Below are 22,963 nucleotides of genomic sequence, written 5' to 3'. Positions count from 1 at the left end.
ATGCGAACCGTAGGCCGGATAAGGCATTTGCCGCCATCCGGCAAAAAAAATCACAGTCCTTTCAATAACCTCTCAACAAACTCGGGCACCACCTGGCTTGCCGGACCGTAATGCTTCTCTTCGAACTCGCTTCCCACCTGGCTCGGTTCGAGATTTAACTCTACCGTATGCGCCCCATGCAGCCGCGCCTCATGCACAAAACCCGCGGCCGGGTAAACATGGCCTGATGTGCCAATGGCAATAAACACATCCGCCATTGCCAGCGCCATATAAATTTCATCCATTCCCAGCGGCATTTCACCAAACCACACGACGTGCGGTCGCAGCGGAGCCGGGAACTGGCAGCAATGGCATTTGTCTTCCGCAGTCACATCGCCCGTCCACTCCAGAATCTGTCCGCTTTGCGAACAGCGAACCTTGAGCAGTTCGCCGTGCATATGGATGACATTCTGGCTGCCCGCGCGTTCATGCAGGTTATCAATATTCTGCGTCACCAGTAAAAAACGGTCACCCAGCTCGGCTTCAAGTTTTGCCAGCGCGATATGCGCCGCGTTGGGCTGGATTTCTGGTTGCTGCAATTGATGACGACGGGCGTTATAAAATGACTGAACCAGTTCCGGGTTACGACTAAACCCTTCCGGGGTCGCAACGTCTTCGACCCGATGTTCTTCCCAAAGTCCATCCGTCGCACGGAAGGTTCGAATACCTGACTCGGCAGAAATCCCCGCTCCCGTCAGTACCAACACTCTTGGTTTTTCCATCAATTCAGGCACCACTCTGTCTCTGAAAAAGATTCGTTGACGCAGGCGATCGCGCAAATGGCGTTTATTTTTACGAAAGCGGCTTAACCGATGACTCCGACGCGACAGCATAACAACCTCTTTGTATTAATCGGTAAGATGTAAAAAAGCGGCCCCGCGCATTCCGCCCGCATCACCGTGCCGTGCCTGCTCAATACGCGGCACTCGGGCAACCGGCAGCAGATGGCGTGGCAATCTGTCCGCCAGTTGCGTCGTAATAGCGGAAAAATTCGACAAACCACCACCAATCACCACTAAATCAGGATCAACGATGGTCAGGATATTCCCCAAACAGACTGCCAGTAAATCCAGATAACGTTCAACATGGGCGCGCGCTTGCTCATCTCCCTGCTCCCACAGCGCGATAATTTCACGGGCATCCAGCGGTTGATGGTAGTAATGCTGATACAACCACGCAAATCCACCGCCGGAGAGATAGCTTTCAATACAGCCTAATTGACCGCATCCGCAGCGGCGCAGTGGGAAATCAAATCCCATTAGCGTCAGCGCATCGACAGGCAAACGAATATGACCAAACTCACCGGTGATATAGCTGCGTCCGGTGATGGATTTACCGTTAAGCACGAGTCCACCGCCGACACCGGTGCCGAGGATTAACCCCATAACCAGCGGATACTGAGTGAACTCGTCGTCCCAGGCTTCAGAGAGGGCAAAACAGTTGGCATCGTTGTCCAGGCGGACATCGCGGTCAAGGCGGGCGCTGAGATCGGCGCGGAGCGGTTTACCACTGGCGGCAGGCACGTTGGCCGCATATAGCGTACCGTCTTCTGTTTCTGGCATGCCAGGGATACCGATACCCACCGAACCTTTGACGCCGAAGCGCTGGTCCGCTTCCGTTACCAGATTGCAGACCGCATCAAGGAAAGCGTCATAGCTGTCGCGAGGTGTAGGGACGCGTGTTTCCCATTGTAAACGGCGTTGGTTATCAAATACCCCCAGCGCAATTTTGGTCCCGCCGATGTCAAATCCGTAATACATCACCGCTCCTTCTTATTGTTATTGGCCGCTAAGTACTCTCGCAGGATCAATATTGCTGGCGCGACGCGCCGGATACCAACTCGCCAAAAGACTCAGCACTAATGCTGTCACCAGCACGTAGATCACATCCAGCCAGTGTAATTCCGATGGCAGGAAGTCAATGAAATAGATATCGCCAGACAGGAACTGATGGCCGATAAGCGCTTCGATTCCGTTGATGATCGGCGTCAATTGCAGCGAGACAACCACCCCGATGACCACACCTATCAGACTGCCGAACAGACCCGCCAGCAGGCCGTACCAGACAAAAATGGCACGGATCAAACCATCTTTAGCTCCCAGGGTTCTTAATACCGCAATATCACCGCTTTTGTCTTTTACCGCCATCACTAACGTGGAAACGATATTAAAACAGGCCACGCCAATCACCAGCACCATCGCCAGATACATAATGGCGCGGATCATCTGAATATCGCGATACATATAGCCGTAGGTGCCAATCCAACTCTTAATATAAACATAGTTGTTGGTCACTTCACCCGCGTCTCGCACCAGTTTATTAGCGTTAAACACGTCGTTAACTTTCAGCGCGATCCCGGAAACGCTGGATCCCATATCCAGGTATTGCTGCGCGTCTTTCATAGGGATCATGGCAAAGCTGTGATCGAGCTGACCGCTCAGTTGCAAAATGCCCGTCACATGCAAACGCACGCGTTTAGGCTGCTGTAACTTATGGTCCGCACTGGCGTTAGGGATCATAATCGACACCCAGTCGCCTTGCTTCACCTTCAGCGCATCGGCAATCCCTTTACCAATGATGATTTGCTGCTCACCGGCTTTGAAATTATCCCAGGCGTGGTTCTGCACGAACGATGGCAGCGCGCTTAAACGCTGTTCCTGTTTCGGGTCAACGCCCTTCACCTGCACCGCGCGTAGATTCGCCCCACTCTCCACCAGCCCGGTAAAGTTGATATAAGGCGCCGCGGCAGCAATACCTGGCACTTTCTGCACTTTATCGAGCGCTTCCTGCCAGTTGTTCCACGGCTGGTTAACGGCCTCAATTTCACCGTGCGGGACCACGGCCAGAATACGGTTGTTCAACTCACGCTCAAAGCCGTTCATGGCGCTTAATCCGACGATCAACACCGCCACACCCAACGCGATACCAACGGTAGAAATCACAGAAATCAGCGAGACCATGCCACCGCGCCGCCGACCACGGCTAAAGCGCAGGCCAATCAATAACGATAAAGGCGACGCCATTACTCTGCTCCCATCAGGCTCAGTTCAGCCGTCAGGCGACCATCGCGCATTTCAAGTTGGCGGCTCATCCGCTTCGCCAACTGCAGATCGTGCGTAACCACCAGAAATGCTGTGCCCTGAGAGCGGTTAAGTTCACCCAGAAGCTCGAAAATGCTGTCCGCATTGCGCGCATCCAGGTTACCCGTGGGTTCATCCGCCAGCACCAGACGAGGGTTGTTCACCAGCGCACGGGCAATCGCCACACGCTGACGCTCGCCGCCCGACAGTTCAGACGGCCGATGGCTGGCACGATGATCCAGCCCTACCGCTTTCAGCATATCGCGCGCGCGCGCAGTGATTTCAGCCGGTTTTTTCTTGCCGATCAGCAGCGGCATCGCCACGTTTTCCAGTGCGGTAAAATCCGGCAGCAGATGGTGGAACTGGTAAATAAAGCCCAGCTTCTGATTGCGCAGCTCCGCCTTCGCCGCAGACGAGAGTTTGCTCATCGGCTGACCGCTAAAAATGACGTCGCCGGAGGTCGGCGTATCCAGCCCACCTAACAGATGCAGCAGCGTACTCTTACCGGAGCCGGAGCTGCCGACAATCGCCATCATCTCGCCTTCGCCAACGCAAAAACTGACATCGTGCAGTACATCGGTCTGCACTGTGCCTTCCTGATAGCGTTTGCACAGGTTGTCGCATTGCAACAGGATCTTATTCATAACGTAAAGCCTCAGCGGGTTGAGTGGCGGCAGCGCGCCAGGAAGGATAAAGCGTAGACAGCAGCGCGATGGCCATCGCCACCAGCGCAATGACGATAACCTGCAACGGCTCGATGGCGACCGGCAGCGCAGCGCCATCCAGAAGCACGCCGATAATGGGCATCAGGTTGTTCAGTTGACTGGCGAGCAATGCGCCCAGCCCTGCGCCCAGCAGCGCGCCGATAATTCCGGCACTGGCCCCCTGGACCATAAACACCATCATTATCTGCCGCGGCGTTAGCCCCTGCGTTTGTAGAATCGCCACTTCCCCTTGCTTCTCCATTACCATCAAACCCAGCGAGGTAATAATATTAAAAGCCGCTACCGCCACGATCAGACTTAGCAGCAGCCCCATCATGTTTTTCTCCATGCGCACAGCCTGGAATAATTCCCCTTTACGCTCGCGCCAGTCCTGCCATTTGGTGCCCTGCGGCAGCGTTTGCTGGCTCAACGTGTCAACCTTTAACGGCTCGTTCAACCACAAACGCCAGCCGGTGATATTACCCACCGGGTAGCGCATCAGGCGTGACGCATCCTGAATGTTGGTCAGCATCTGGTAGCCGTCGACTTCGCTGTTAGCAGCAAAGGTGCCAATCACCGTAAACAAACGCTGGCTCGGCAGACGCCCCATCGGCGTAAACTGACTGGCGGACGGCACCATCACGCGAATTTGATCGCCACGGTTTACGCCCAACTGCCCGGCAAGCTGCTCACCGAGGATGACATTATACTTACCCGGTTGCAGATCTGTTTGCTTCACATTGACCAGATACGGCGTGAGCGGATCTTTTTGCGCCGGGTCGATCCCCAGCATTACGCCAACCGCCACGCTACGTGCACTTTGCAGCACCACATCTCCCGTAGTTATGGGTGCAACGCGGTTGACGCCGTTCAACACCACCGCTTTTTCCGGCAGTTGCTGCGGGTTTAAGGAACCCTGTTGAGACGAGAGAACGGCCTGAGGCATCAGGCCAAGGATATTGTTTTGCAGCTCGCGCTCGAAACCGTTCATCACTGACAACACTGTGACCAGCGCCATTACCCCGAGAGTAATGCCGATGGTGGAGAGCCAGGAAACGAAGCGACCGAAGCGATCTGCTGCACGCCCACGCATATAACGCAGGCCGATGAATAGAGCGACAGGTTGGTACATGAAATCCGTCTGGTTGCTGTTAGCAAAGTCACGAGTATATAAGCGAAAGCGGAATGGGTAAATGACTGAACCGTAAGTGTTCGTCAGCACTATTCCTAAAAGTATAAACAAATCAATCCGCTGTAGTTGTCCCTCGTCCCTTCAGTACCGGTCCCTGATCTTTATCCTAAAAAAACAAAATGCAGACAGTTACGCATTACAGCGTACCGCGGGTTGCGCAGGATGGCAGGCTATAGCCAACAATATGGATACGCTGTCTCGATGAATAAAAAAGAACTATGGATTAATAAAATCAAAGGGTTATGCATTTGTCTGGTGGTTATATACCACTCAGTCATTACGTTTTACCCGCATCTCACCACCTTTCAGCATCCGCTTTCAGAGATGCTGAGCAAATGCTGGATTTACCTCAATCTGTACCTGGCGCCGTTTCGTATGCCGGTATTTTTCTTTATTTCGGGCTATTTGATTCGCCGCTACATCGATAGCGTTTCCTGGACAACCTGTGTGGATAAACGGATCTGGAGTATCGCCTGGGTGCTGGTGCTATGGGGAGTCGTGCAATGGCTGGCGTTAGTCTCGCTCAATAACTGGTTGGCTCCGCAACGCGATCTGAGTCATGCCGCCAACGCCGCGTATGCCGGATCAATCGCTGGCTTTACCCACGGGATGCTGACCGCCAGCACCAGCTTGTGGTATCTGTATGCACTGATTGTCTATTTTGTGCTGTGTAAGATTTTCAACCGCTGGGCGTTACCGCTGTTGACGCTGTTTGTCGTGCTGAGTGTGGCGATCAATTTTTTCCCCACGCCGTGGTGGGGAGTGAACAGCGTGATTCGCAATCTGCCCTGGTACAGTCTCGGCGCCTGGTTTGGCGCAACGCTGATGGTATGGATCAAAGAGGTGCCCCTGCGCCGTCATACGCTCATCGTTATGGTTAGCGTAGTCGCCGCCGTGGGCGCGTGGCTGGCAAATATTTCGCTACTGCTTTCCCTCCTGTCTATTGTACTGATCATGAAGCTGTTTTATCAGTTCGAGCAGCGCTTTGGTATGCGCGCATCCAGCCCTTTAAGCGTAATTGGATCCAATACCATCGCCATCTACACCACCCACCGTATTTTGGTTGAGCTGTTCAGCTTAACGCTCATCCCCAAAATCAATCATGCCGCCTGGCCTGCGTACGCCGAGTTGCTCCTGCTGCTGGTTTATCCCTTCGCCTGCCTGCTGTTGTGCACCCTGTTTGGCTTGCTGGTGCGTAAAATTTCGCAAAAAACCGTTGCCGACTTGCTCTTTTCCCCACCGTCTTTATCGACATCCTCGCGCTAATTTCAACGCGCTTTTTGCCCCCATCAGGGGGCGAATCAATTTGCTTATGAGAAACGATCACGGATAATAAAGAACATTGCTTATCAGATGTATATCTAAACGAGATCCTGACAACCGAATGCCTGAACAACATCGTTACACGCTCCCGGCCGGCGCTTCCGACCAGCGCCAGTTAGGTGAACTGACCGGCGCAGCTTGCGCGACGCTGGTCGCCGAAATCGCTGAACGTCATGCGGCTCCTGTAGTACTGATCGCGCCGGACATGCAAAATGCCCTGCGACTGCATGATGAAATTCGTCAGTTTACCGACCAGATGGTAATGAACCTGGCGGACTGGGAAACGCTGCCCTACGATAGCTTTTCCCCTCATCAGGAGATTATCTCCTCGCGACTGTCCACCCTGTATCAGCTCCCTGCCATGCAGCGCGGTGTGCTGATTGTGCCGGTGAACACGCTGATGCAGCGCGTCTGTCCGCACAGCTATCTGCACGGTCATGCGCTGGTGATGAAAAAAGGTCAGCGGCTTTCGCGCGACGCCCTGCGCGAACAACTGGACAGCGCGGGCTACCGCCATGTTGATCAGGTGATGGAGCACGGCGAATACGCCACGCGCGGCGCGTTGTTGGATCTGTTCCCCATGGGCAGTGAATTGCCTTATCGCCTGGACTTCTTTGATGACGAAATCGACAGCCTGCGTCTGTTTGATACCGACACCCAGCGCACGCTGGAAGAAGTCGATGCCATTAATTTGCTGCCCGCGCACGAATTCCCGACCGATAAAACGGCGATCGAGTTGTTCCGCAGCCAGTGGCGCGATACCTTTGAAGTTAAACGCGACGCCGAACATATTTACCAGCAGGTCAGCAAAGGCACGTTACCTGCGGGTATCGAATACTGGCAGCCGCTGTTTTTCAGCGAGCCGCTGCCCCCCCTGTTCAGCTATTTCCCCGCCAATACGTTATTGGTCAATACGGGTGATATAGAGACCAGTGCAGAACGCTTCCAGGCCGATACCCTGTCGCGTTTTGAGAATCGGGGTGTTGATCCGATGCGCCCGCTTCTGCCGCCGCACTCGCTGTGGCTGCGCGTTGATGAGCTGTTCTCCGAACTAAAACGCTGGCCGCGCGTTCAACTGAAAACCGAGACACTGGCGAACAAAGCCGCGAATACTAACCTCGGCTTCCAGAAGTTGCCAGATATCGCGGTTCAGGCGCAGCAAAAAGCACCGTTAGATGCGTTACGTAAATTTCTTGAAGCCTTCACCGGTCCGGTGATTTTCTCGGTTGAAAGTGAAGGTCGTCGCGAAGCGCTCGGCGAACTGCTCGCCCGTATCAAAATCGCGCCGAAGCGCATACTGCGTCTCGACGAAGCCATCGACAATGGCCGCTATCTGATGATTGGCGCAGCCGAACACGGCTTCATTGATAGCAAACGCAACCTGGCGCTGATTTGTGAAAGCGATCTGCTCGGGGAGCGGGTGGCGCGCCGCCGCCAGGATTCTCGTCGCACCATCAATCCGGATACGTTAATTCGTAACCTCGCCGAACTGCATCCAGGTCAACCGGTGGTGCACCTGGAGCACGGCGTTGGCCGTTATGCCGGGATGACCACGCTGGAAGCGGGCGGTATCACCGGCGAGTACCTGATGCTCACCTATGCCAACGACGCCAAACTGTACGTGCCTGTGTCATCGTTGCACCTGATCAGCCGTTACGCTGGCGGCGCGGAAGAAAATGCGCCGCTACATAAACTGGGCGGCGATGCCTGGTCTCGTGCCCGCCAGAAAGCCGCTGAGAAGGTGCGCGATGTCGCGGCAGAACTGTTGGATATCTATGCTCAGCGGGCGGCGAAAGAAGGCTTTGCCTTTAAGCATGACCGTGAGCAGTACCAGCTGTTTTGCGACAGCTTCCCGTTTGAAACTACGCCCGATCAGGCGCAGGCGATCAACGCGGTCCTCAGCGATATGTGCCAGCCGCTGGCCATGGATCGTCTGGTGTGCGGCGACGTCGGCTTTGGTAAAACCGAAGTCGCGATGCGCGCCGCCTTCCTCGCCGTAGAGAACCACAAGCAGGTTGCCGTACTGGTTCCGACCACCCTGCTCGCGCAGCAGCACTTCGACAACTTCCGCGACCGCTTTGCCAACTGGCCGGTACGCATTGAGATGCTGTCCCGTTTTCGTAGCGCCAAAGAGCAAGCGCAAATTCTGGAGCAGGTTGCCGAGGGTAAAATCGATATTCTTATCGGCACCCACAAACTGCTGCAAGCGGACGTGAAGCTAAAAGATCTGGGTCTGTTGATTGTCGATGAAGAGCACCGTTTTGGCGTTCGCCATAAAGAGCGCATCAAAGCAATGCGCGCGGATGTCGATATCCTGACGCTGACGGCAACGCCTATTCCGCGTACGCTCAATATGGCGATGAGCGGCATGCGCGATCTGTCGATCATTGCCACGCCTCCTGCCCGTCGTCTGGCGGTGAAAACCTTTGTGCGTGAATATGACAATCTGGTGGTTCGCGAGGCTATCCTGCGTGAAGTTCTGCGCGGGGGGCAAGTTTATTATCTGTTTAACGACGTTGAAAATATCCAGAAAACCGCTGACAGATTAGCGGAACTGGTGCCGGAAGCGCGTATTGGTATCGGCCACGGTCAAATGCGCGAGCGCGAACTGGAACGCGTGATGAACGATTTCCACCATCAGCGCTTTAACGTGCTGGTGTGTACCACCATTATCGAAACCGGCATCGACATTCCGACCGCCAACACCATTATCATCGAACGCGCCGACCACTTTGGTTTAGCGCAATTGCACCAGTTGCGCGGTCGTGTGGGACGCTCACACCATCAGGCGTACGCCTGGCTGCTGACGCCGCATCCAAAAGCGATGACCACCGACGCGCAAAAGCGCCTGGAAGCCATCGCCTCGCTGGAAGATTTGGGCGCTGGCTTTGCGCTGGCGACCCACGACCTTGAAATTCGCGGCGCCGGGGAACTGCTGGGTGAAGATCAAAGTGGTTCCATGGAAAGCATCGGCTTCTCGCTGTATATGGAGCTGCTGGAAAATGCTGTCGATGCGCTCAAAGAGGGACGCGAACCGTCGCTGGAAGATCTCACCAGTCAGCAAACCGAAGTTGAACTGCGCATGCCGTCACTGCTGCCGGATGACTATATTCCCGATGTCAACACGCGACTGTCGTTCTACAAGCGTATTGCCAGTGCGAAAGGCGAAAACGAGCTGGAAGAAATTAAGGTCGAGCTGATAGACCGTTTTGGTCTGCTGCCCGATCCGGCCCGTACGCTGCTGGATATTGCCCGGTTACGCCAACAGGCGCAGAAACTGGGTATCAGAAAGCTTGAAGGCAATGAAAAAGGCGGCACAATTGAGTTTGCAGAGAAAAACCACGTCAATCCGGTCTGGCTGATTGGTTTACTGCAAAAACAGCCGCAGCACTTCCGTCTGGACGGCCCAACCCGGCTGAAATTTATGCAGGATCTGGGCGAACGCAAAACGCGAATCGACTGGGTACGCCAGTTTATGCGCCAGCTTGAAGAAAATGCCGTAGCATAGTGAACAGGCCGGGAGCGCGCACAGCTCTCCCGGCCTGTGAATTTACAAACTCTTTGCACTTCCCTGCACTTCCCGACACAGCAAACGGCCATAATTCCTGTTTACTTTTACATAATAAAAACCACGTAAAAACAATGGATTTATGGTGATGTTAAACAATAAACGACTCTCTCGCTGGTTAGCGTTTTTTACGCTTGCAGCGACCTTCGCGTTAACACTTCCGGCTCAGGCAAACACCTGGCCGCTGCCGCCGCCGGGAAGCCGCCTGGTGGGACAGAATGCCGTTCACGTTGTCGAAGACAATGGCGGTTCTCTCGAAGCGATTGCGAAAAAATACAACGTCGGCTTTTTAGCGCTGTTGCAGGCTAACCCCGGCGTTGATCCTTTCGTACCTCGCCCCGGCAGCGTTTTGACGATCCCATTGCAAACCCTGTTACCGGATGCACCGCGCGAAGGCATTGTCATCAACCTCGCCGAACTGCGTCTTTATTATTACCAGCCGGGAACAAATTCGGTGACCGTATATCCTATCGGCATTGGCCAGTTAGGCGGTGATACGCTGACCCCCACCATGGTAACCACCATTTCCGATAAACGCGCCAACCCCACCTGGACGCCTACAGCAAATATCCGTGCGCGCTATAAAGCCAACGGCATCGATCTTCCTGCCGTTGTCCCTGCCGGGCCAGATAACCCGATGGGCCATCACGCGATTCGCTTAGCCGCATACGGCGGCGTTTATCTGCTGCACGGCACCAATGCTGACTTTGGCATCGGCATGCGCGTCAGTTCTGGCTGTATTCGTCTGCGCGACGGTGATATCGAAACCCTGTTCCGTCAAGTGAAGCCAGGAACCAAGGTCAATATCATTAATACACCGATCAAAGCCTCAGTCGAACCTAACGGCAAGTGCACCAGCCGCTGTCAGAAAAGATCAATGACGACCCGCAACTGTTGCCAATCGTTTTGAATGCCGCAATGCAGACCTTTAAGAACGCGGCGCAAACGGACCCAGCCGTCATGGAACATGCGATGGAGATCCGCTCAGGCATGCCGGTCGATGTCACCCGTCATCACGACGTGGTTCAACAACCGATGTAAACGTTACGCATAAAAAAACCCCCGCTGGATTTTTTTCCGCGGGGGTTTTTATTTAACTCGCAGTGGCATTGCGATGGGTTAAATCTTATTTGTAGATAACTGCAGTCCCGTGAAGGGTGTTAGGACCGGTAACGGAAGTTATACGGAAAGACTTCGCGCCCATCTCATCCGCTTTCTGCGCCAGTTGATCTTCCAGAGAACCTAAGTTCGTCCCCGCATTTGCAGAGATAGTACCAACTTTCTGTTGCCCTGCAGGCGTGGCCTGAACTTCAACAGCGGCGAAGCTGGCAAATGACAGTGAGCTAAGAACAGCAGCAACAAACAGAGTTTTTACGTTTTTCATAATAGTGACCTTTTGCAGATGAATGGGTGTCGTAAGGATTAACTTAACGATCGATAGGTAAATCATAGATGTGATCCAGGTCACACGTCAACATTTTTTTATAATGATCGTTATATAAAACATAAAGACCTTATTTTTCATGCTAATAGCTATAAATTATTTTTATCGCTAATCCGCTGGAGTGTGGGGGGGAATATTTTTATAATGGTTATTCAATAAACCCAACTAAGGTACATCGGCGCCATGACAACTGAAACGACAGGTTGTGCAAAAAAAAGCCGTGGCCGACCAAAAGTGTTCGACAGGGAAGCCGCGCTTGATAAGGCCATGACACTCTTCTGGCAGCACGGATATGAAGCGACATCGCTCGCCGATCTCGTTGAAGCAACCGGTGCAAAAGCGCCCACGCTGTATGCGGAGTTTACCAACAAGGAAGGGTTGTTTCGTGCCGTGCTGGACCGCTATATAACTCGCTTCGCGGCGAAACACGAAGCCCAGCTGTTTTGTGAGGAAAAAAGCCTGGAGTCCGCACTGGAAGACTATTTCACCGCCATAGCGACCTGCTTTACCAGTAAAGATACTCCAGCAGGATGTTTTATGATTAATACGTCCGCGACGCTGGCGGCTTCTTCTCGCGAGATCGCCCACACGGTGAAATCACGCCATGCGATGCAGGAACAGACGCTTACCCAGTTCCTTCGTCAGCGCCAACAGCGGGACGAAATTCCGGCCCACTGCGACGTGCAAAAGCTGGCCGAATATCTGAACTGCATTTTACAGGGTATGTCGATTAGCGCCCGTGAAGGCGCGTCATTTGAGAAACTGATGCAGATCGCACACACCACCCTGCGACTGTGGCCCGAACTCATCAAAGCTTAATCCTTTCCTCTCTCTTCCATGAACAGATGACACCGCCGGGGGCCAAAAGCCCTCGGTTTTTTGTACCAATACCCCTTAATTTCCCATGGTTTTCATCGCATTAGCAGATCTTTTTTTAAAAAAGGTATTGATAACGACAATTATTATCAGCAATATTCGCATTTGTTTTAACACCTGTTTCCCAATGTAACTATCGGTTTCTCTACCGCAATAACAAAAACAGACCGACTTTTTTAAAAGGAATACAAATGCATAAGCGTCTCTGGGTGCTCAATCCGCTCTTACTATCTTTAACCCTACCGGCCATTGCGGCAGAGGAAGAGAATCTCATCGTCAGCGCTAACCGTAGCCAACGCACCGTGGCAGAAATGGCGCAAACGACCTGGGTTATTGAAGGAAGCGAAATTGAACAGCAAATTCAGGGTGGTAAAGAGTTCAAGGATGTTCTTGCTCAGTTAATCCCCGGAATTGATGTCAGCAGTCAGGGACGAACCAACTACGGCATGAACATGCGCGGTCGCGCCATCGTAGTATTGATAGATGGTGTCCGTCTGAATTCTTCCCGCACCGACAGCCGTCAACTTGACTCCATTGACCCGTTTAACATTGCTCATATTGAAGTCATCTCAGGCGCAACATCCCTATATGGCGGGGGAAGTACCGGCGGTTTGATCAACATCGTCACCAAAAAAGGTCAACCTGAGCGTGAAGTTGAACTCGAACTGGGCAGTAAAAGCGGGTTTAATAACAGTAACGATCATGACGAACGCGTCGCCGCCGCGGTGAGCGGAGGAACCGATCGTGCATCCGGTCGTATGTCCGTAGCATATCAACGGTTTGGCGGTTGGTATGATGGAAACCACGATGCTCTGCTGCTGGATAACACCCAAACCGGCCTGCAGCATTCCGATCGTCTGGACGTGATGGGCACCGGGACGATTGAGCTGGATGATAACCGTCAATTGCAACTGGTTACCCAGTACTACAAGAGCCAGGGGGATGAAGATTACGGGCTGGATCTCGGCGAGAACATGTCCGCCGTGACCGGAAATGGTAAAGCTTATACCAGCAGCGGACTGAACTCCGATCGTATTCCCGGCACCGAACGTCACCTGATCAGCCTGCAATATTCAGATGCAGATTTCTTTGGTCAGAACCTGGTCAGCCAAATCTATTACCGCGACGAATCGCTGAAATTCTATCCTTTCCCGACGCTCAGCAAAGGTAAGGTCACCAGTTTCTCCGCCTCACAGCAGGATACCGACCAGTTCGGTGCCAAAATCACCCTCAACAGCCAGGTGATGGATGACTGGGAACTGACGTGGGGTATCGATGCGGATCATGAAACCTTCGACTCCAATCAGAAATTCTTCGATCTGGCTTACTCTCTGCCCTCCGGCGGCATGGACAACCGTACCGCCTATACTACCGGGCGTTATCCTGGTTACAGCATCACCAACTTCGCACCTTTCCTGCAAAACAGCTATGACATAAACGACATCTTTACCCTCAGTGGCGGCGTACGCTATCAATGGACCGAAAACAGGGTTGATGATTTCGTTGGCTATGCGCAACAGCAGGGCATCGCGACGGGCCTTGCAAACTCCGCGGATACCATTCCGGGCGGCAAAACCGATTACGATAACTTCCTGTTTAACGCCGGGATCCTCGCCCACCTGACTGAGCGCCAGCAAACCTGGTTTAATTTCTCTCAGGGCGTGGAGCTTCCGGACCCGGGGAAATATTACGGTAATGGTACCTATTCTCTGGTTGGCGATCATTACCAACTCCAACGCAGCGTCAACGTTGCGGATTCACGACTGGAAGGGATTAAAGTTAACTCGTACGAGCTGGGATGGCGTTACACGGGCGATAGCCTGCGCACGCAACTCGCCGCTTATTACTCCACTTCGGATAAATCGATCGTTATCAACCGCAGTGATATGACCATAAACGTACAGCCCGACGATCGTCGGATTTATGGTCTGGAAGGTGCGGTAGATTATTTCATCGCCGATACCGACTGGAGTCTGGGCGGCAACTTCAACGTCATTAAATCCGAAGTGAAACAAAACGGTAAATGGCAGAAATGGGATGTCACTCTGGCTTCGCCATCTAAAGCAACCGCATGGGTCGGCTGGGCGCCTGAACCGTGGTCGCTGCGAGTACAGAGCCAGCAAACATTTGATCTGAGTGACGCCAGCGGCAATAAACTGGACGGCTATAACACCATGGACTTTATCGGCAGCTACCAGCTCCCGTTAGGCAAGCTGACCTTCAGTGTGGAAAACCTGCTGAATGAAGAGTACACCACGCTATGGGGACAACGTGCGCCACTGCTGTACAGCCCAACTTATGGTAGCCCGTCACTGTATGAATACAAGGGCCGGGGTCGTACCTTTGGTCTGAACTACGCCTTAACCTTCTGATAAAAAAAGCCCCCCAGCCTGAGCGAATGGGGGGCTAATGCTCAGGATAATGCTATTTTACGCTTTGTTATTCAGTACCAACTGTCCGTTGTTATCCAACGGAATTTGCGCGCCGGGGTCCTTATCCATACGAATTTTCCCCTGCTGATCGCCAATTTTGTACGTCACGTCGTAGCCCAGCATTTTTTCTGATTTGTCATACACCGTTTTACAGCGCTGCTGCGTGGTGGTGTACGTATCGTTTTCTTGCATCGAACCCTGGATCTGGTTACCGGCATAGCCGCCGCCTAACGCCCCCGCCACGGTGGCAATATCTTTACCGCGTCCGCCACCAAACTGATGGCCGATAACACCGCCGGCTACGGCACCCAGCACAGAACCCGCGATACGGTTTTCATCTTGCACCGGCTTGCGGTGCGTGACCGTCACGTTCCGACACTCCTGACGTGGCGTTTTTACCGACTCTTTAATCGGTGTTGCAGAGACAACTTGCGCATACTGTGGGCCACGCTCGAAAACGTTAAGACTGGCCACCGCTGCAACACCCAGCGCAGCAGCTACGCCAATCCCTATACCCGCCAACATTGATTTATTCACGGGACTTCCTCCTTTTTTGCTATTAGCAACAACTTTGCAACAGAAGGTAAGGAATGCCAATCAGATTACGGATGAAAATAGCGGAAGGAAGGGATAAAGCGAGATGATTCAGAGAACTCTGAAGGAAGGCGTCGGATGCGTGAAAGCGTCCGACACCTGAGGTCAATATTAATGCAGCTTCAGACGCGGGCGAATCACCCGGTTAATACTGCCGACCAGCATCATCAGGCCGGTTTTGAAGTAACCATGCAGCGCAATCTGATGCATACGATACAGTGAGATGTAGACAAAGCGCGCAATACGGCCTTCTACCATCATTGAACCGCGCGTCAGGTTGCCCATCAGGCTACCGACGGTAGAGAAGTTAGAAAGCGAGACCAGAGAACCGTGATCTTTGTACTGATACGCTTTCAACGGCTTGCCGTTCATCTGCGCCAGAATATTGTTCATCGCGCAGGTCGCCATCTGGTGCGCAGCCTGAGCGCGCGGCGGCACAAAACCACCTTCCGGACGCGCGCAGGAAGCGCAGTCGCCAATCGCATACACGTCAGGATCGCGAGTGCTTTGCAGCGTCGGCTCAACCACCAGTTGGTTAATGCGGTTCGTTTCCAGACCGCCAATATCCTTCATAAAGTCTGGCGCTTTGATCCCTGCGGCCCACACCATCAGGTCGGCCTCAATGTATTCGCCATCTTTGGTATGCAACCCGCCTTCGTCAGCGCTGGTAACCATCGTCTGCGTCAGTACACGTACGCCCAGTTTGGTTAACTCATTGTGCGCGGCGCTGGAAATCCGCGGCGGCAATGCCGGCAGGATACGCTCACCAGCTTCAACCAATGTGACGTTCAGCGCGTCATTGGTCAGTCCTTTATAGCCATAGCTGTGCAGCTGTTTGACCGCATTGTGCAGTTCCGCGGAGAGTTCAACCCCCGTTGCGCCGCCGCCGACAATGGCAATATTCACTTTACCGTTAGCGCCCAGATTCGCGGAATACTTGAGGAACAGATTCAGCATCTCCTGGTGGAAACGACGCGCCTGATGCGGGTTATCAAGGAAAATACAGTTCTCTTTGACGCCCGGCGTGTTGAAATCGTTGGACGTACTGCCCAGCGCCATCACCAGCGTGTCATACGGCACTTTACGCTCAGGAACCAGCAGATCGCCCTTCTCATCGCGCAGCTCAGCGATAGTAATGGTTTTCGCTTCGCGATCGATATCAACCACCGAGCCCAACTGGAACTGGAAGCCATGGTTACGGGCATGCGCCAGATAGCTCAGCGCATCCACACCTTCATCCAGAGAACCGGTCGCCACTTCATGCAGTAACGGTTTCCATAAATGGCTGTGGTTTCTGTCCACCAGCGTAATTTTGGCCTTTTTCTTACGCCCCAGCTTTTTACCCAGTTGCGTCGCCATTTCCAGTCCGCCAGCACCGCCGCCGACAATCACGATCCTTTTCAATGGTGTAGTCAACGTGACCCCCTCAAATTTATTAACCAATTGTTAATTAAAAGTTATTGGCATAGCCTTTAATTAACAACAAGTTACGATAATGAAAATGTCCTTCGAGAGTGAGAATAACACGAACGGTGCATTGGTCATACCAAAATTGATGTGCATCAAGTTTTGATGCTGAAAAGATAGACAACCCGAAGGTTAAAGACAAAAAAACCAGCCCGAAAGCTGGTTTTTTAGACACTCATCAGGCTTAACCTAACGTCTTGAACGCCTTAATGCGCTGCAAATGCGGAGAGATATTTTTAAACTTATGCGTCTGCTCTTCGTCCCAGACGATCTCATAAAAGTGATGCAGCTCTTCTGACGAGCGCTGACTGTTCAGTGCTTCATCATGGCGAGAGAGGATCACCAGGCAGCGATCGCGGTTCTTTTCACGAAAATTGGTCACGCATTTTGTCGCAATGTCAGCATACTCTTCAGGTCTGTCGATTTTCCCTTCCATATTCTCATACGGGAACAGGTTAGGATTAAATACCACCTGACGAATATCACACAGGAAACCAATGCGTTCTGCCCAGTATCCCCCCAGACCGACGCCACAAATCAGCGGACGGTCGTCCACATTAAGCTGCAGCATTTTGTCCACTTCTTTCAGCAGATGCTGCATATCATGTTTAGGATGCCGCGTACTGTAGCTAATCAGCCTGACATCCGGGTCGATAAATTGCAGCTGCAACACCTTCTCGTGGTTGCCCGGACTATTAGAGTCAAAACCGTGTAAATAGATAATCATCGCATCCTCGCCAAACGTGCGTTAATGACCTGCTTTCTCTTCCTGCCAGCGCTCATGAAGCTGGTTGAGCTGGGCGCTAACCGTCTTCCAGCGTGTCGAGTCCATTAGTTCCTGACGTGAAAATGAACCTTTATGATACAAACGTGTAACACGTTCTGCATTGATCGGCGACAGATTATCTAACACACTGACCGCTCCCTTACGATTATTGCAGACCAGGATCATATCGCAACCAGCATCCAGCGATGCCTGCCCACGCTCGGCGTAGCTTCCCATAATCGCCGCACCTTCCATCGACAGATCGTCAGAGAAAATAACGCCGTCGAAGCCAAGCTCCTGACGCAGTACCGTCTTCAACCAGTGAGGCGAACCACTCGCCGGACGCGGATCCACGTCGCTGTAGATAACGTGCGCAGGCATAATGGCATCGAGTTTGTTTTCCGTAATTAACGTCCGGAACACGGACATATCTTTCGCACGAATCTCAGCTTCTGCGCGTGGATCGGTTGGCGTTTCTTTGTGCGAATCCGCCGTCACCGCCCCATGCCCGGGGAAGTGTTTACCGGTGGTCTTCATGCCAGCGGCATGCATACCGTCAATAAAACGGGTCGCCATCGCCAATGCTTTCAGCGGCTCGGCATGGTAAGAGCGCTCGCCAATCGCTGCGCTGATATGACCCACGTCCAGAACCGGTGCAAAGCTAATATCAATATCCATGGCGATCATTTCGCTGGCCATCAGCCACCCGGCGTCCTGAGCCAGTTTGCCGCCCTCTTCCAGACCGTGTAGCGCGGCAAAAGATTGGGCCGCAGGCAGGCGGGTAAAACCTTCGCGAAAACGCTGTACGCGTCCGCCTTCCTGATCAACCGCCACGACCAAATGATTACGTGACGCGCTACGGATCTGACGCACTAACTCACGCAACTGTTCCGGGTCATGATAATTTCGGGTAAAGAGAATCAACCCACCTACCAGCGGATGCGCCAGAATCTCACGCTCTTCAGCGTCCAGCTCATACCCTTCGACATCCAACATTACTGGGCCCACACTACTCTCCTCATCCTTTCATTGTTAGCTGCCGCCAGGTTTCATCGGCCAGCCTGATAAATTGTTGATCGCCGGTTTGTCGCCAGCGATACTCAAACCACCCTGCTTTTAGCATGATTACCCAGGGTCGCCATCGCCTGACCTGTCGCCACAAAACGGTTGGCTCAATGCACGCTCGTCGGGCATAGGCGCTGACTAGCTGTTGGTGCTGGAGCTCATCACTGACCCACACCGCCGCCAGCTCGAGGGCGATATCGCCGTCTCCGGCATATTCCCAGTCAATCAGCCGCAACCCTGACGGTGCGCGTACGATGTTGTCACCGTGGACATCCATATGTAGCGGCCCCAGCCGCAAAGGGCGGGGCTCGCCGCTTTTTCTTAGCCGCTTTAACGCTCGTAACCAATGTGGTGTACGACGCGCCGGATCACCACACTGCCAGTACTGTTCAAGTAACGGCAGCAGGCTGATTCGCCAGCCCAGCCGAGGTTGCTGATGCAGATAATACAATAAGTCAGCAAGTTCGTCGGCGTCCGGTAATCTGGATTCTACCTTACCGTGAAAAAAGTCGACTGCCATCCACCCACGCGTATAAAAACGAGGTCGGGGCGCAAGATTTTCCGGTAGGTGTTTTAACGCATGATATTGGCGCAGAAAATGCGATTCCGGCGCGTCGGGGTCGTGATGACAGCGCAGCACTAAGCGGTGGGTCTGATGTTCGATTATGCAGCTCCCGCCGCTCAAGCCATGGTGGCTGGCTACGACGGGATGATACTGCGGAAAGTAGCGCGACATAACTTCATCGCGCGTCAATCTGTTATTGTTGCTGAACGGCACCTTTACCTGACCAGATTATCTCGCCAGTTTGTACCAGCATTAATTGCATTTGCAGCGCCGGCGAATTGACGTTGCCAGATGCGCTGGAATAGAGCACATACTGCGCACCAACGTTACGGGCAATACCAATCGCTTTGCTGCGCGTTCCCAGGCTATCGTTCGGCGACAGACCTAACTGCTGCTTGGCGACAGCCAGTTGCTGGGCGGAAACCAGGGTAAATTTGCCGTTATTCGCCAGCGCGTTACGTAAGGTTTCAGTCGCTTCGCCAGCGTTCAATGAACCGTTAGTACGGTTATTCACACTATCAACCAGCAGAACACCACCCGCTTTGACGCCATCGGCCTGCAGCATTTTACCCACCATCGGCTGCATTGCGCTATTCCAGTCGTAGTGACGTTGACGCGGTGTTGGCTGCGCCGTTTGATCCTCGTGTTCGATCGGACCCGGCTGCTGCGGTATACCTGGCACCGTTGGTACCACCGGTACCGGCTGTTGCGGCTGCGCGGGCTGTTCCGGTACCGGCTTCACTTCCTCTACCGGCGCAGGTTCACGTTGAGCCACACAACCAGAGAGAAACATCGCCAGCGCGGCAAGCAATGCGTAGCGATTCATTTTGATCATCAAGATTCACCCCTTACAAATATAGATAAAGTCTAACCTTGTGCGCACCCAGATAATTGGCGCTGCCGTACAGTGTTACCGACGAATGAGCCGGGATAGTCACGCTGCGTGGCGCTTCCAGAGGGTGCATCTCCAACCCTCTGGCGTCATACCAATAAAACCGATAATGCACGGTGACGGATTCTTGTCTTTCGTTATAGAGTCGCGAGGATGCTGAAGCCTGAATATCAGATGTTGTTAACACGGGCTGTTCTGCGGTTATGCCCGCCGCCAGAATAGCTGATTCCATCACCAGAGACTGTTCATCACTAACCGGAATTTCAGGGTGTGAGCGACAGCCTGCCAGCAACAGCAAACCCAGTGAAAGTGCAATGCATCCTCTGGTCATGCTTAAAGACCTTTATGTGCGAGCATCGGACCAAGCGCACGTCCCCCCAACAGGTGCATATGAATGTGATACACCTCCTGGCCACCGTGACGGTTGGTATTCATGATTAAACGGTATCCATCCGCAGCAATGCCTTCCTGCTCCGCGATTTTCGCCGCAACGGTAATCATTCGGCCCAGCGCCTGCTCATGTTCTGCCGTCACATCGTTGACGGTGGGGATCAGGATATTAGGGATGATCAGAATATGCGTAGGTGCCTGAGGGGAAATATCACGAAACGCAGTGACCAGGTCATCCTGGTACACGATATCCGACGGAATTTCACGACGGATAATTTTGCTGAATATAGTTTCTTCTGCCACGACGTTTTCCTTTTTCATTAACAGCCCAAGCGTTATGTCATGCTACGCCGGGTAACACTGCGAGTATAGAGTATGAGCGAGTTACTCACGCTCTTTCAACTTTAACCCTCGATTTTTTAAGCAAAAACCCTGGTCAGCGCCGCTCTTATAACCATTTCCCTACGCTATTGCTTAAGCATAGTACTGAAACAACATTTCATATGTGCTGTATCATCTGTATGCGTATGGAATGTTAGTGGTTATAGAGAATCTCGATGATACTCCCATAGAGGAGGATTACATGGAGCAATCAACTGGCGTGCTAATCACCGGTACTCAGTGTGGAAAAACAACACTGTATAGCTCAACTCAAAAAGCAGCTTGCCAGGTAACTGCGCCTGGCAGCAAAAACAAAAGCAAAAAACCCGCTTAAGTTTCCTTAAGCGGGTTTTTAAATTTGGCTCCTCTGACTGGACTCGAACCAGTGACATACGGATTAACAGTCCGCCGTTCTACCGACTGAACTACAGAGGAATCGTTGTGGAGGCTAATCTTAGCGGCGAAATTTTTTTTGTCAAACCCCATTTTCCTGAATAACGCTCAATTGATGCTTCTCTCGACAGTTTGTTGCATTTGCAGACATTTTAAATGGAAAAAACTTTGCAGCTTTTTGGATTCTCCCTCATCATTTGAAATGAGGTTTCAACTTTCTTCTTTAAGGTCCACTTTGAACGTCTCCGCAGCCTTACGCCAGGTCGCATCTCGCACGCCCTGGTATGCCAAACGCAAGAGTTATAAGGTTCTCTTCTGGCGCGAAATCACTCCGCTTGCCGTGCCTATTTTTCTGGAAAACACCTGCGTGCTATTGATGGGTGTCCTGAGTACTTTCCTGGTAAGCTGGTTGGGAAAAGAGGCGATGGCAGGTGTTGGACTCGCCGACAGTTTCAACATGGTCATCATGGCATTTTTCGCCGCTATCGATCTGGGTACCACGGTGGTTGTGGCTTTTAGCCTGGGAAAACGAGATCGTCGCCGGGCCAGAGCTGCTGCCCGGCAATCGCTGGTGATTATGACGATTTTTGCTACCGTGCTGGCAGCGGTCATTCACTATTTTGGTGAACAAATTATTGACGTTGTCGCAGGTGAAGCGACGCCCGATGTAAAAGCTCTGGCACTCACCTACCTGGAGCTGACGGCGCTCAGCTACCCGGCAGCAGCCATTGCGTTAATCGGTAGTGGTGCCCTACGCGGTGCGGGTAATACAAAAATACCGCTGTTGATCAACGGTGGTATGAACATTTTGAATATCATTATCAGTAGCATCCTGATCTACGGCGTATTTTCCTGGCAAGGACTGGGATTCGTGGGGGCCGGACTCGGACTAACCATTTCACGCTACATAGGTGCGATCGCAATTATTTGGGTACTGATGATTGGTTTTAATCCGGCGTTACGTATCACTTTCAAAAGTTATTTTAAGCCACTCAACCTCGCCATTATCTGGGAGGTGATGGGGATCGGTATTCCAGCCAGCATCGAGTCAGTGCTGTTTAATGGCGGTAAACTGTTAACGCAGATGTTTGTCTCAGGCATGGGCACCAGTGTGATTGCCGGGAACTTCATTGCCTTTTCTATTGCCGCACTCATTAACCTGCCGGGGAACGCTTTAGGCTCTGCGTCGACAATTATTACCGGCAGACGTTTAGGAAATGGTCAGATTGCCCAGGCCGAAATCCAGTTACGGCATGTATTCTGGCTGTCGACCATCGGTTTAACTGCCATTGCCTGGCTTACCGCCCCTTTTGCTGGCGTAATGGCCTCGTTTTATACCCAGGATCAGGACGTAAAAGAGGTCATAGTCATTCTGATTTGGCTCAATGCGGCATTTATGCCGATATGGGCAGCCTCCTGGGTATTACCTGCTGGGTTTAAAGGCGCACGCGATGCCCGTTTTGCAATGTGGGTATCTATGCTGGGCATGTGGGGCTGTCGCGTTGTGGTAGGTTACGCCCTGGGGATCGTTTTAGGATGGGGCGTAGTCGGCGTCTGGTTAGGGATGTTCTTCGACTGGGCCGTACGCGCCGTATTATTTTACTGGCGCATGGTGACAGGCCGCTGGCTATGGAAATACCCGCGTCCCGAACAGGAAAAGTTCATAAAACAACCTGTTGCGCCTGAATAATCGGCGAAATGGGGAATATTTCGGCAAACGATTGAATTTATCGATTCAGGCTTTGACATCACTGAGTGGTGTCGCTAATATGCGCCTCGTTCACACGATTCC

At 52.7% G+C, this 22,963-nt stretch carries 20 protein-coding genes, 1 tRNA gene and 1 pseudogene; 7 read left to right on the top strand and 15 right to left on the bottom strand.

Annotated elements, in window-relative coordinates; all coding sequences use genetic code 11:
- Positions 1–50 precede the first annotated feature (50 nt).
- Genes cobB through lolC form a run of 5 tightly spaced genes read right to left on the bottom strand, consistent with a single transcriptional unit; the run spans position 51 to position 4,955 of the window.
- The gene (gene cobB / locus FDX14_RS11835; protein ID WP_042309089.1) at positions 51–872 is read right to left on the bottom strand and encodes a Sir2 family NAD+-dependent deacetylase; all 822 of its coding nucleotides are present in this window, start codon (positions 870–872) and stop codon (positions 51–53) included.
- Between the two features lie 15 nt (positions 873–887).
- Positions 888–1,799 carry an N-acetylglucosamine kinase gene (gene nagK / locus FDX14_RS11830; protein ID WP_137349603.1) on the bottom strand — a complete coding sequence of 304 codons (912 nt, stop codon included), beginning with the start codon at positions 1,797–1,799 and terminating at the stop codon, positions 888–890.
- An 18-nt stretch (positions 1,800–1,817) separates the two neighbouring features.
- Entirely contained in the window at positions 1,818–3,062 is a 1,245-nt protein-coding gene (gene lolE / locus FDX14_RS11825) for a lipoprotein-releasing ABC transporter permease subunit LolE (RefSeq protein WP_042309093.1), read from the bottom strand.
- The gene (gene lolD, locus FDX14_RS11820) at positions 3,062–3,763 is read right to left on the bottom strand and encodes a lipoprotein-releasing ABC transporter ATP-binding protein LolD (protein ID WP_042309095.1); all 702 of its coding nucleotides are present in this window, start codon (positions 3,761–3,763) and stop codon (positions 3,062–3,064) included. Before lolD ends, lolE begins: the two co-directional genes overlap by 1 nt.
- Positions 3,756–4,955: a lipoprotein-releasing ABC transporter permease subunit LolC gene (gene lolC, locus FDX14_RS11815; RefSeq protein WP_061381745.1), complete on the bottom strand. Its 1,200-nt coding sequence runs from the start codon at positions 4,953–4,955 to the stop codon at positions 3,756–3,758. Before lolC ends, lolD begins: the two co-directional genes overlap by 8 nt.
- A gap of 261 nt (positions 4,956–5,216) precedes the next feature.
- On the opposite strand from lolC, the gene FDX14_RS11810 reads away from it, so the two are divergent.
- The 3 genes and pseudogenes from FDX14_RS11810 (at position 5,217) to ldtC (ending at position 10,947) form a co-directional block, all read left to right on the top strand.
- Complete coding sequence (locus FDX14_RS11810) at positions 5,217–6,281, top strand: acyltransferase family protein (RefSeq protein WP_137349602.1); 1,065 nt, start codon at positions 5,217–5,219, stop codon at positions 6,279–6,281.
- 118 nt (positions 6,282–6,399) lie between these two features.
- The gene (mfd, locus tag FDX14_RS11805; protein ID WP_137349601.1) at positions 6,400–9,846 is read left to right on the top strand and encodes a transcription-repair coupling factor; all 3,447 of its coding nucleotides are present in this window, start codon (positions 6,400–6,402) and stop codon (positions 9,844–9,846) included.
- A 148-nt stretch (positions 9,847–9,994) separates the two neighbouring features.
- Positions 9,995–10,947 (top strand): annotated as a pseudogene (ldtC, locus tag FDX14_RS11800) (L,D-transpeptidase LdtC).
- Between the two features lie 85 nt (positions 10,948–11,032).
- On the opposite strand, the gene bhsA reads toward ldtC, so the two are convergent.
- A complete protein-coding gene (gene bhsA / locus FDX14_RS11795; protein ID WP_029139491.1) occupies positions 11,033–11,290 on the bottom strand; it encodes a multiple stress resistance protein BhsA in 258 nt (85 codons plus the stop codon).
- Positions 11,291–11,533: 243 nt separating this feature from the next.
- On the opposite strand from bhsA, the gene comR reads away from it, so the two are divergent.
- Together comR and FDX14_RS11785 are read left to right on the top strand one after the other, a co-directional pair.
- Positions 11,534–12,169 (top strand): TetR family copper-responsive transcriptional repressor ComR, encoded by a 636-nt coding sequence (comR, locus tag FDX14_RS11790; protein ID WP_061381747.1) that lies wholly within the window; start codon positions 11,534–11,536, stop codon positions 12,167–12,169.
- A 248-nt stretch (positions 12,170–12,417) separates the two neighbouring features.
- Positions 12,418–14,598 (top strand): TonB-dependent siderophore receptor, encoded by a 2,181-nt coding sequence (locus FDX14_RS11785; RefSeq protein WP_137349600.1) that lies wholly within the window; start codon positions 12,418–12,420, stop codon positions 14,596–14,598.
- Between the two features lie 57 nt (positions 14,599–14,655).
- Here the strand turns inward: FDX14_RS11785 and FDX14_RS11780 are convergent, their stop codons facing one another.
- From FDX14_RS11780 to hinT, 8 genes are all read right to left on the bottom strand, one after another.
- On the bottom strand, positions 14,656–15,195 hold the full coding sequence (locus tag FDX14_RS11780) for a glycine zipper 2TM domain-containing protein (protein ID WP_003030814.1): 540 nt from the start codon (positions 15,193–15,195) through the stop codon (positions 14,656–14,658).
- A 168-nt stretch (positions 15,196–15,363) separates the two neighbouring features.
- Complete coding sequence (gene ndh / locus FDX14_RS11775) at positions 15,364–16,668, bottom strand: NADH-quinone dehydrogenase (protein WP_061381749.1); 1,305 nt, start codon at positions 16,666–16,668, stop codon at positions 15,364–15,366.
- Between the two features lie 235 nt (positions 16,669–16,903).
- Positions 16,904–17,446, bottom strand: a complete 543-nt coding sequence (gene ycfP, locus FDX14_RS11770) for an alpha/beta hydrolase YcfP (protein ID WP_003030817.1) — start codon at positions 17,444–17,446, stop codon at positions 16,904–16,906.
- Positions 17,447–17,467: 21 nt separating this feature from the next.
- Positions 17,468–18,493, bottom strand: a complete 1,026-nt coding sequence (gene nagZ, locus FDX14_RS11765; RefSeq protein WP_137349599.1) for a beta-N-acetylhexosaminidase — start codon at positions 18,491–18,493, stop codon at positions 17,468–17,470.
- Between the two features lie 10 nt (positions 18,494–18,503).
- Positions 18,504–19,328 (bottom strand): thiamine kinase, encoded by an 825-nt coding sequence (thiK, locus tag FDX14_RS11760; RefSeq protein ID WP_137349598.1) that lies wholly within the window; start codon positions 19,326–19,328, stop codon positions 18,504–18,506.
- Positions 19,309–19,950, bottom strand: a complete 642-nt coding sequence (lpoB, locus tag FDX14_RS11755; RefSeq protein ID WP_042309113.1) for a penicillin-binding protein activator LpoB — start codon at positions 19,948–19,950, stop codon at positions 19,309–19,311. Before lpoB ends, thiK begins: the two co-directional genes overlap by 20 nt.
- 13 nt (positions 19,951–19,963) lie before the next feature.
- On the bottom strand, positions 19,964–20,338 hold the full coding sequence (locus FDX14_RS11750) for a YcfL family putative periplasmic lipoprotein (protein WP_042309115.1): 375 nt from the start codon (positions 20,336–20,338) through the stop codon (positions 19,964–19,966).
- 2 nt (positions 20,339–20,340) lie between these two features.
- Positions 20,341–20,700, bottom strand: a complete 360-nt coding sequence (gene hinT / locus FDX14_RS11745) for a purine nucleoside phosphoramidase (protein ID WP_061381942.1) — start codon at positions 20,698–20,700, stop codon at positions 20,341–20,343.
- A gap of 280 nt (positions 20,701–20,980) precedes the next feature.
- Here hinT and FDX14_RS25620 point away from each other — a divergent pair, with 280 nt between their 5' ends.
- Complete coding sequence (locus FDX14_RS25620; RefSeq protein ID WP_256372627.1) at positions 20,981–21,112, top strand: hypothetical protein; 132 nt, start codon at positions 20,981–20,983, stop codon at positions 21,110–21,112.
- A gap of 25 nt (positions 21,113–21,137) precedes the next feature.
- Here FDX14_RS25620 and FDX14_RS11740 read toward each other — a convergent pair.
- Positions 21,138–21,213: transfer RNA gene (locus FDX14_RS11740), tRNA-Asn, on the bottom strand.
- A 160-nt stretch (positions 21,214–21,373) separates the two neighbouring features.
- On the opposite strand from FDX14_RS11740, the gene FDX14_RS11735 reads away from it, so the two are divergent.
- Positions 21,374–22,861: an EmmdR/YeeO family multidrug/toxin efflux MATE transporter gene (locus tag FDX14_RS11735; protein ID WP_286364580.1), complete on the top strand. Its 1,488-nt coding sequence runs from the start codon at positions 21,374–21,376 to the stop codon at positions 22,859–22,861.
- The last annotated feature ends 102 nt before the right edge of the window (positions 22,862–22,963 follow it).

The organism is Citrobacter sp. wls710 (assembly GCF_005281115.1).
GTDB classification, from domain to species: Bacteria; Pseudomonadota; Gammaproteobacteria; order Enterobacterales; family Enterobacteriaceae; genus Citrobacter; species Citrobacter werkmanii.
Note: the sequence above shows the minus strand (reverse complement) of the source record. Positions and strands in the feature narration are given on the sequence as shown.

Coding starts and splice junctions, on each gene's coding strand:
- cobB (WP_042309089.1), bottom strand. CDS start 872: ATGCTGTCGCGTCGGAGTCATCGGTTAAGCCGCTTTCGTAAAAATAAA.
- nagK (WP_137349603.1), bottom strand. CDS start 1,799: ATGTATTACGGATTTGACATCGGCGGGACCAAAATTGCGCTGGGGGTA.
- lolE (WP_042309093.1), bottom strand. CDS start 3,062: ATGGCGTCGCCTTTATCGTTATTGATTGGCCTGCGCTTTAGCCGTGGT.
- lolD (WP_042309095.1), bottom strand. CDS start 3,763: ATGAATAAGATCCTGTTGCAATGCGACAACCTGTGCAAACGCTATCAG.
- lolC (WP_061381745.1), bottom strand. CDS start 4,955: ATGTACCAACCTGTCGCTCTATTCATCGGCCTGCGTTATATGCGTGGG.
- FDX14_RS11810 (WP_137349602.1), top strand. CDS start 5,217: ATGAATAAAAAAGAACTATGGATTAATAAAATCAAAGGGTTATGCATT.
- mfd (WP_137349601.1), top strand. CDS start 6,400: ATGCCTGAACAACATCGTTACACGCTCCCGGCCGGCGCTTCCGACCAG.
- bhsA (WP_029139491.1), bottom strand. CDS start 11,290: ATGAAAAACGTAAAAACTCTGTTTGTTGCTGCTGTTCTTAGCTCACTG.
- comR (WP_061381747.1), top strand. CDS start 11,534: ATGACAACTGAAACGACAGGTTGTGCAAAAAAAAGCCGTGGCCGACCA.
- FDX14_RS11785 (WP_137349600.1), top strand. CDS start 12,418: ATGCATAAGCGTCTCTGGGTGCTCAATCCGCTCTTACTATCTTTAACC.
- ycfP (WP_003030817.1), bottom strand. CDS start 17,446: ATGATTATCTATTTACACGGTTTTGACTCTAATAGTCCGGGCAACCAC.
- lpoB (WP_042309113.1), bottom strand. CDS start 19,950: ATGATCAAAATGAATCGCTACGCATTGCTTGCCGCGCTGGCGATGTTT.
- FDX14_RS11750 (WP_042309115.1), bottom strand. CDS start 20,338: ATGACCAGAGGATGCATTGCACTTTCACTGGGTTTGCTGTTGCTGGCA.
- FDX14_RS25620 (WP_256372627.1), top strand. CDS start 20,981: ATGGAGCAATCAACTGGCGTGCTAATCACCGGTACTCAGTGTGGAAAA.
- FDX14_RS11735 (WP_286364580.1), top strand. CDS start 21,374: ATGAGGTTTCAACTTTCTTCTTTAAGGTCCACTTTGAACGTCTCCGCA.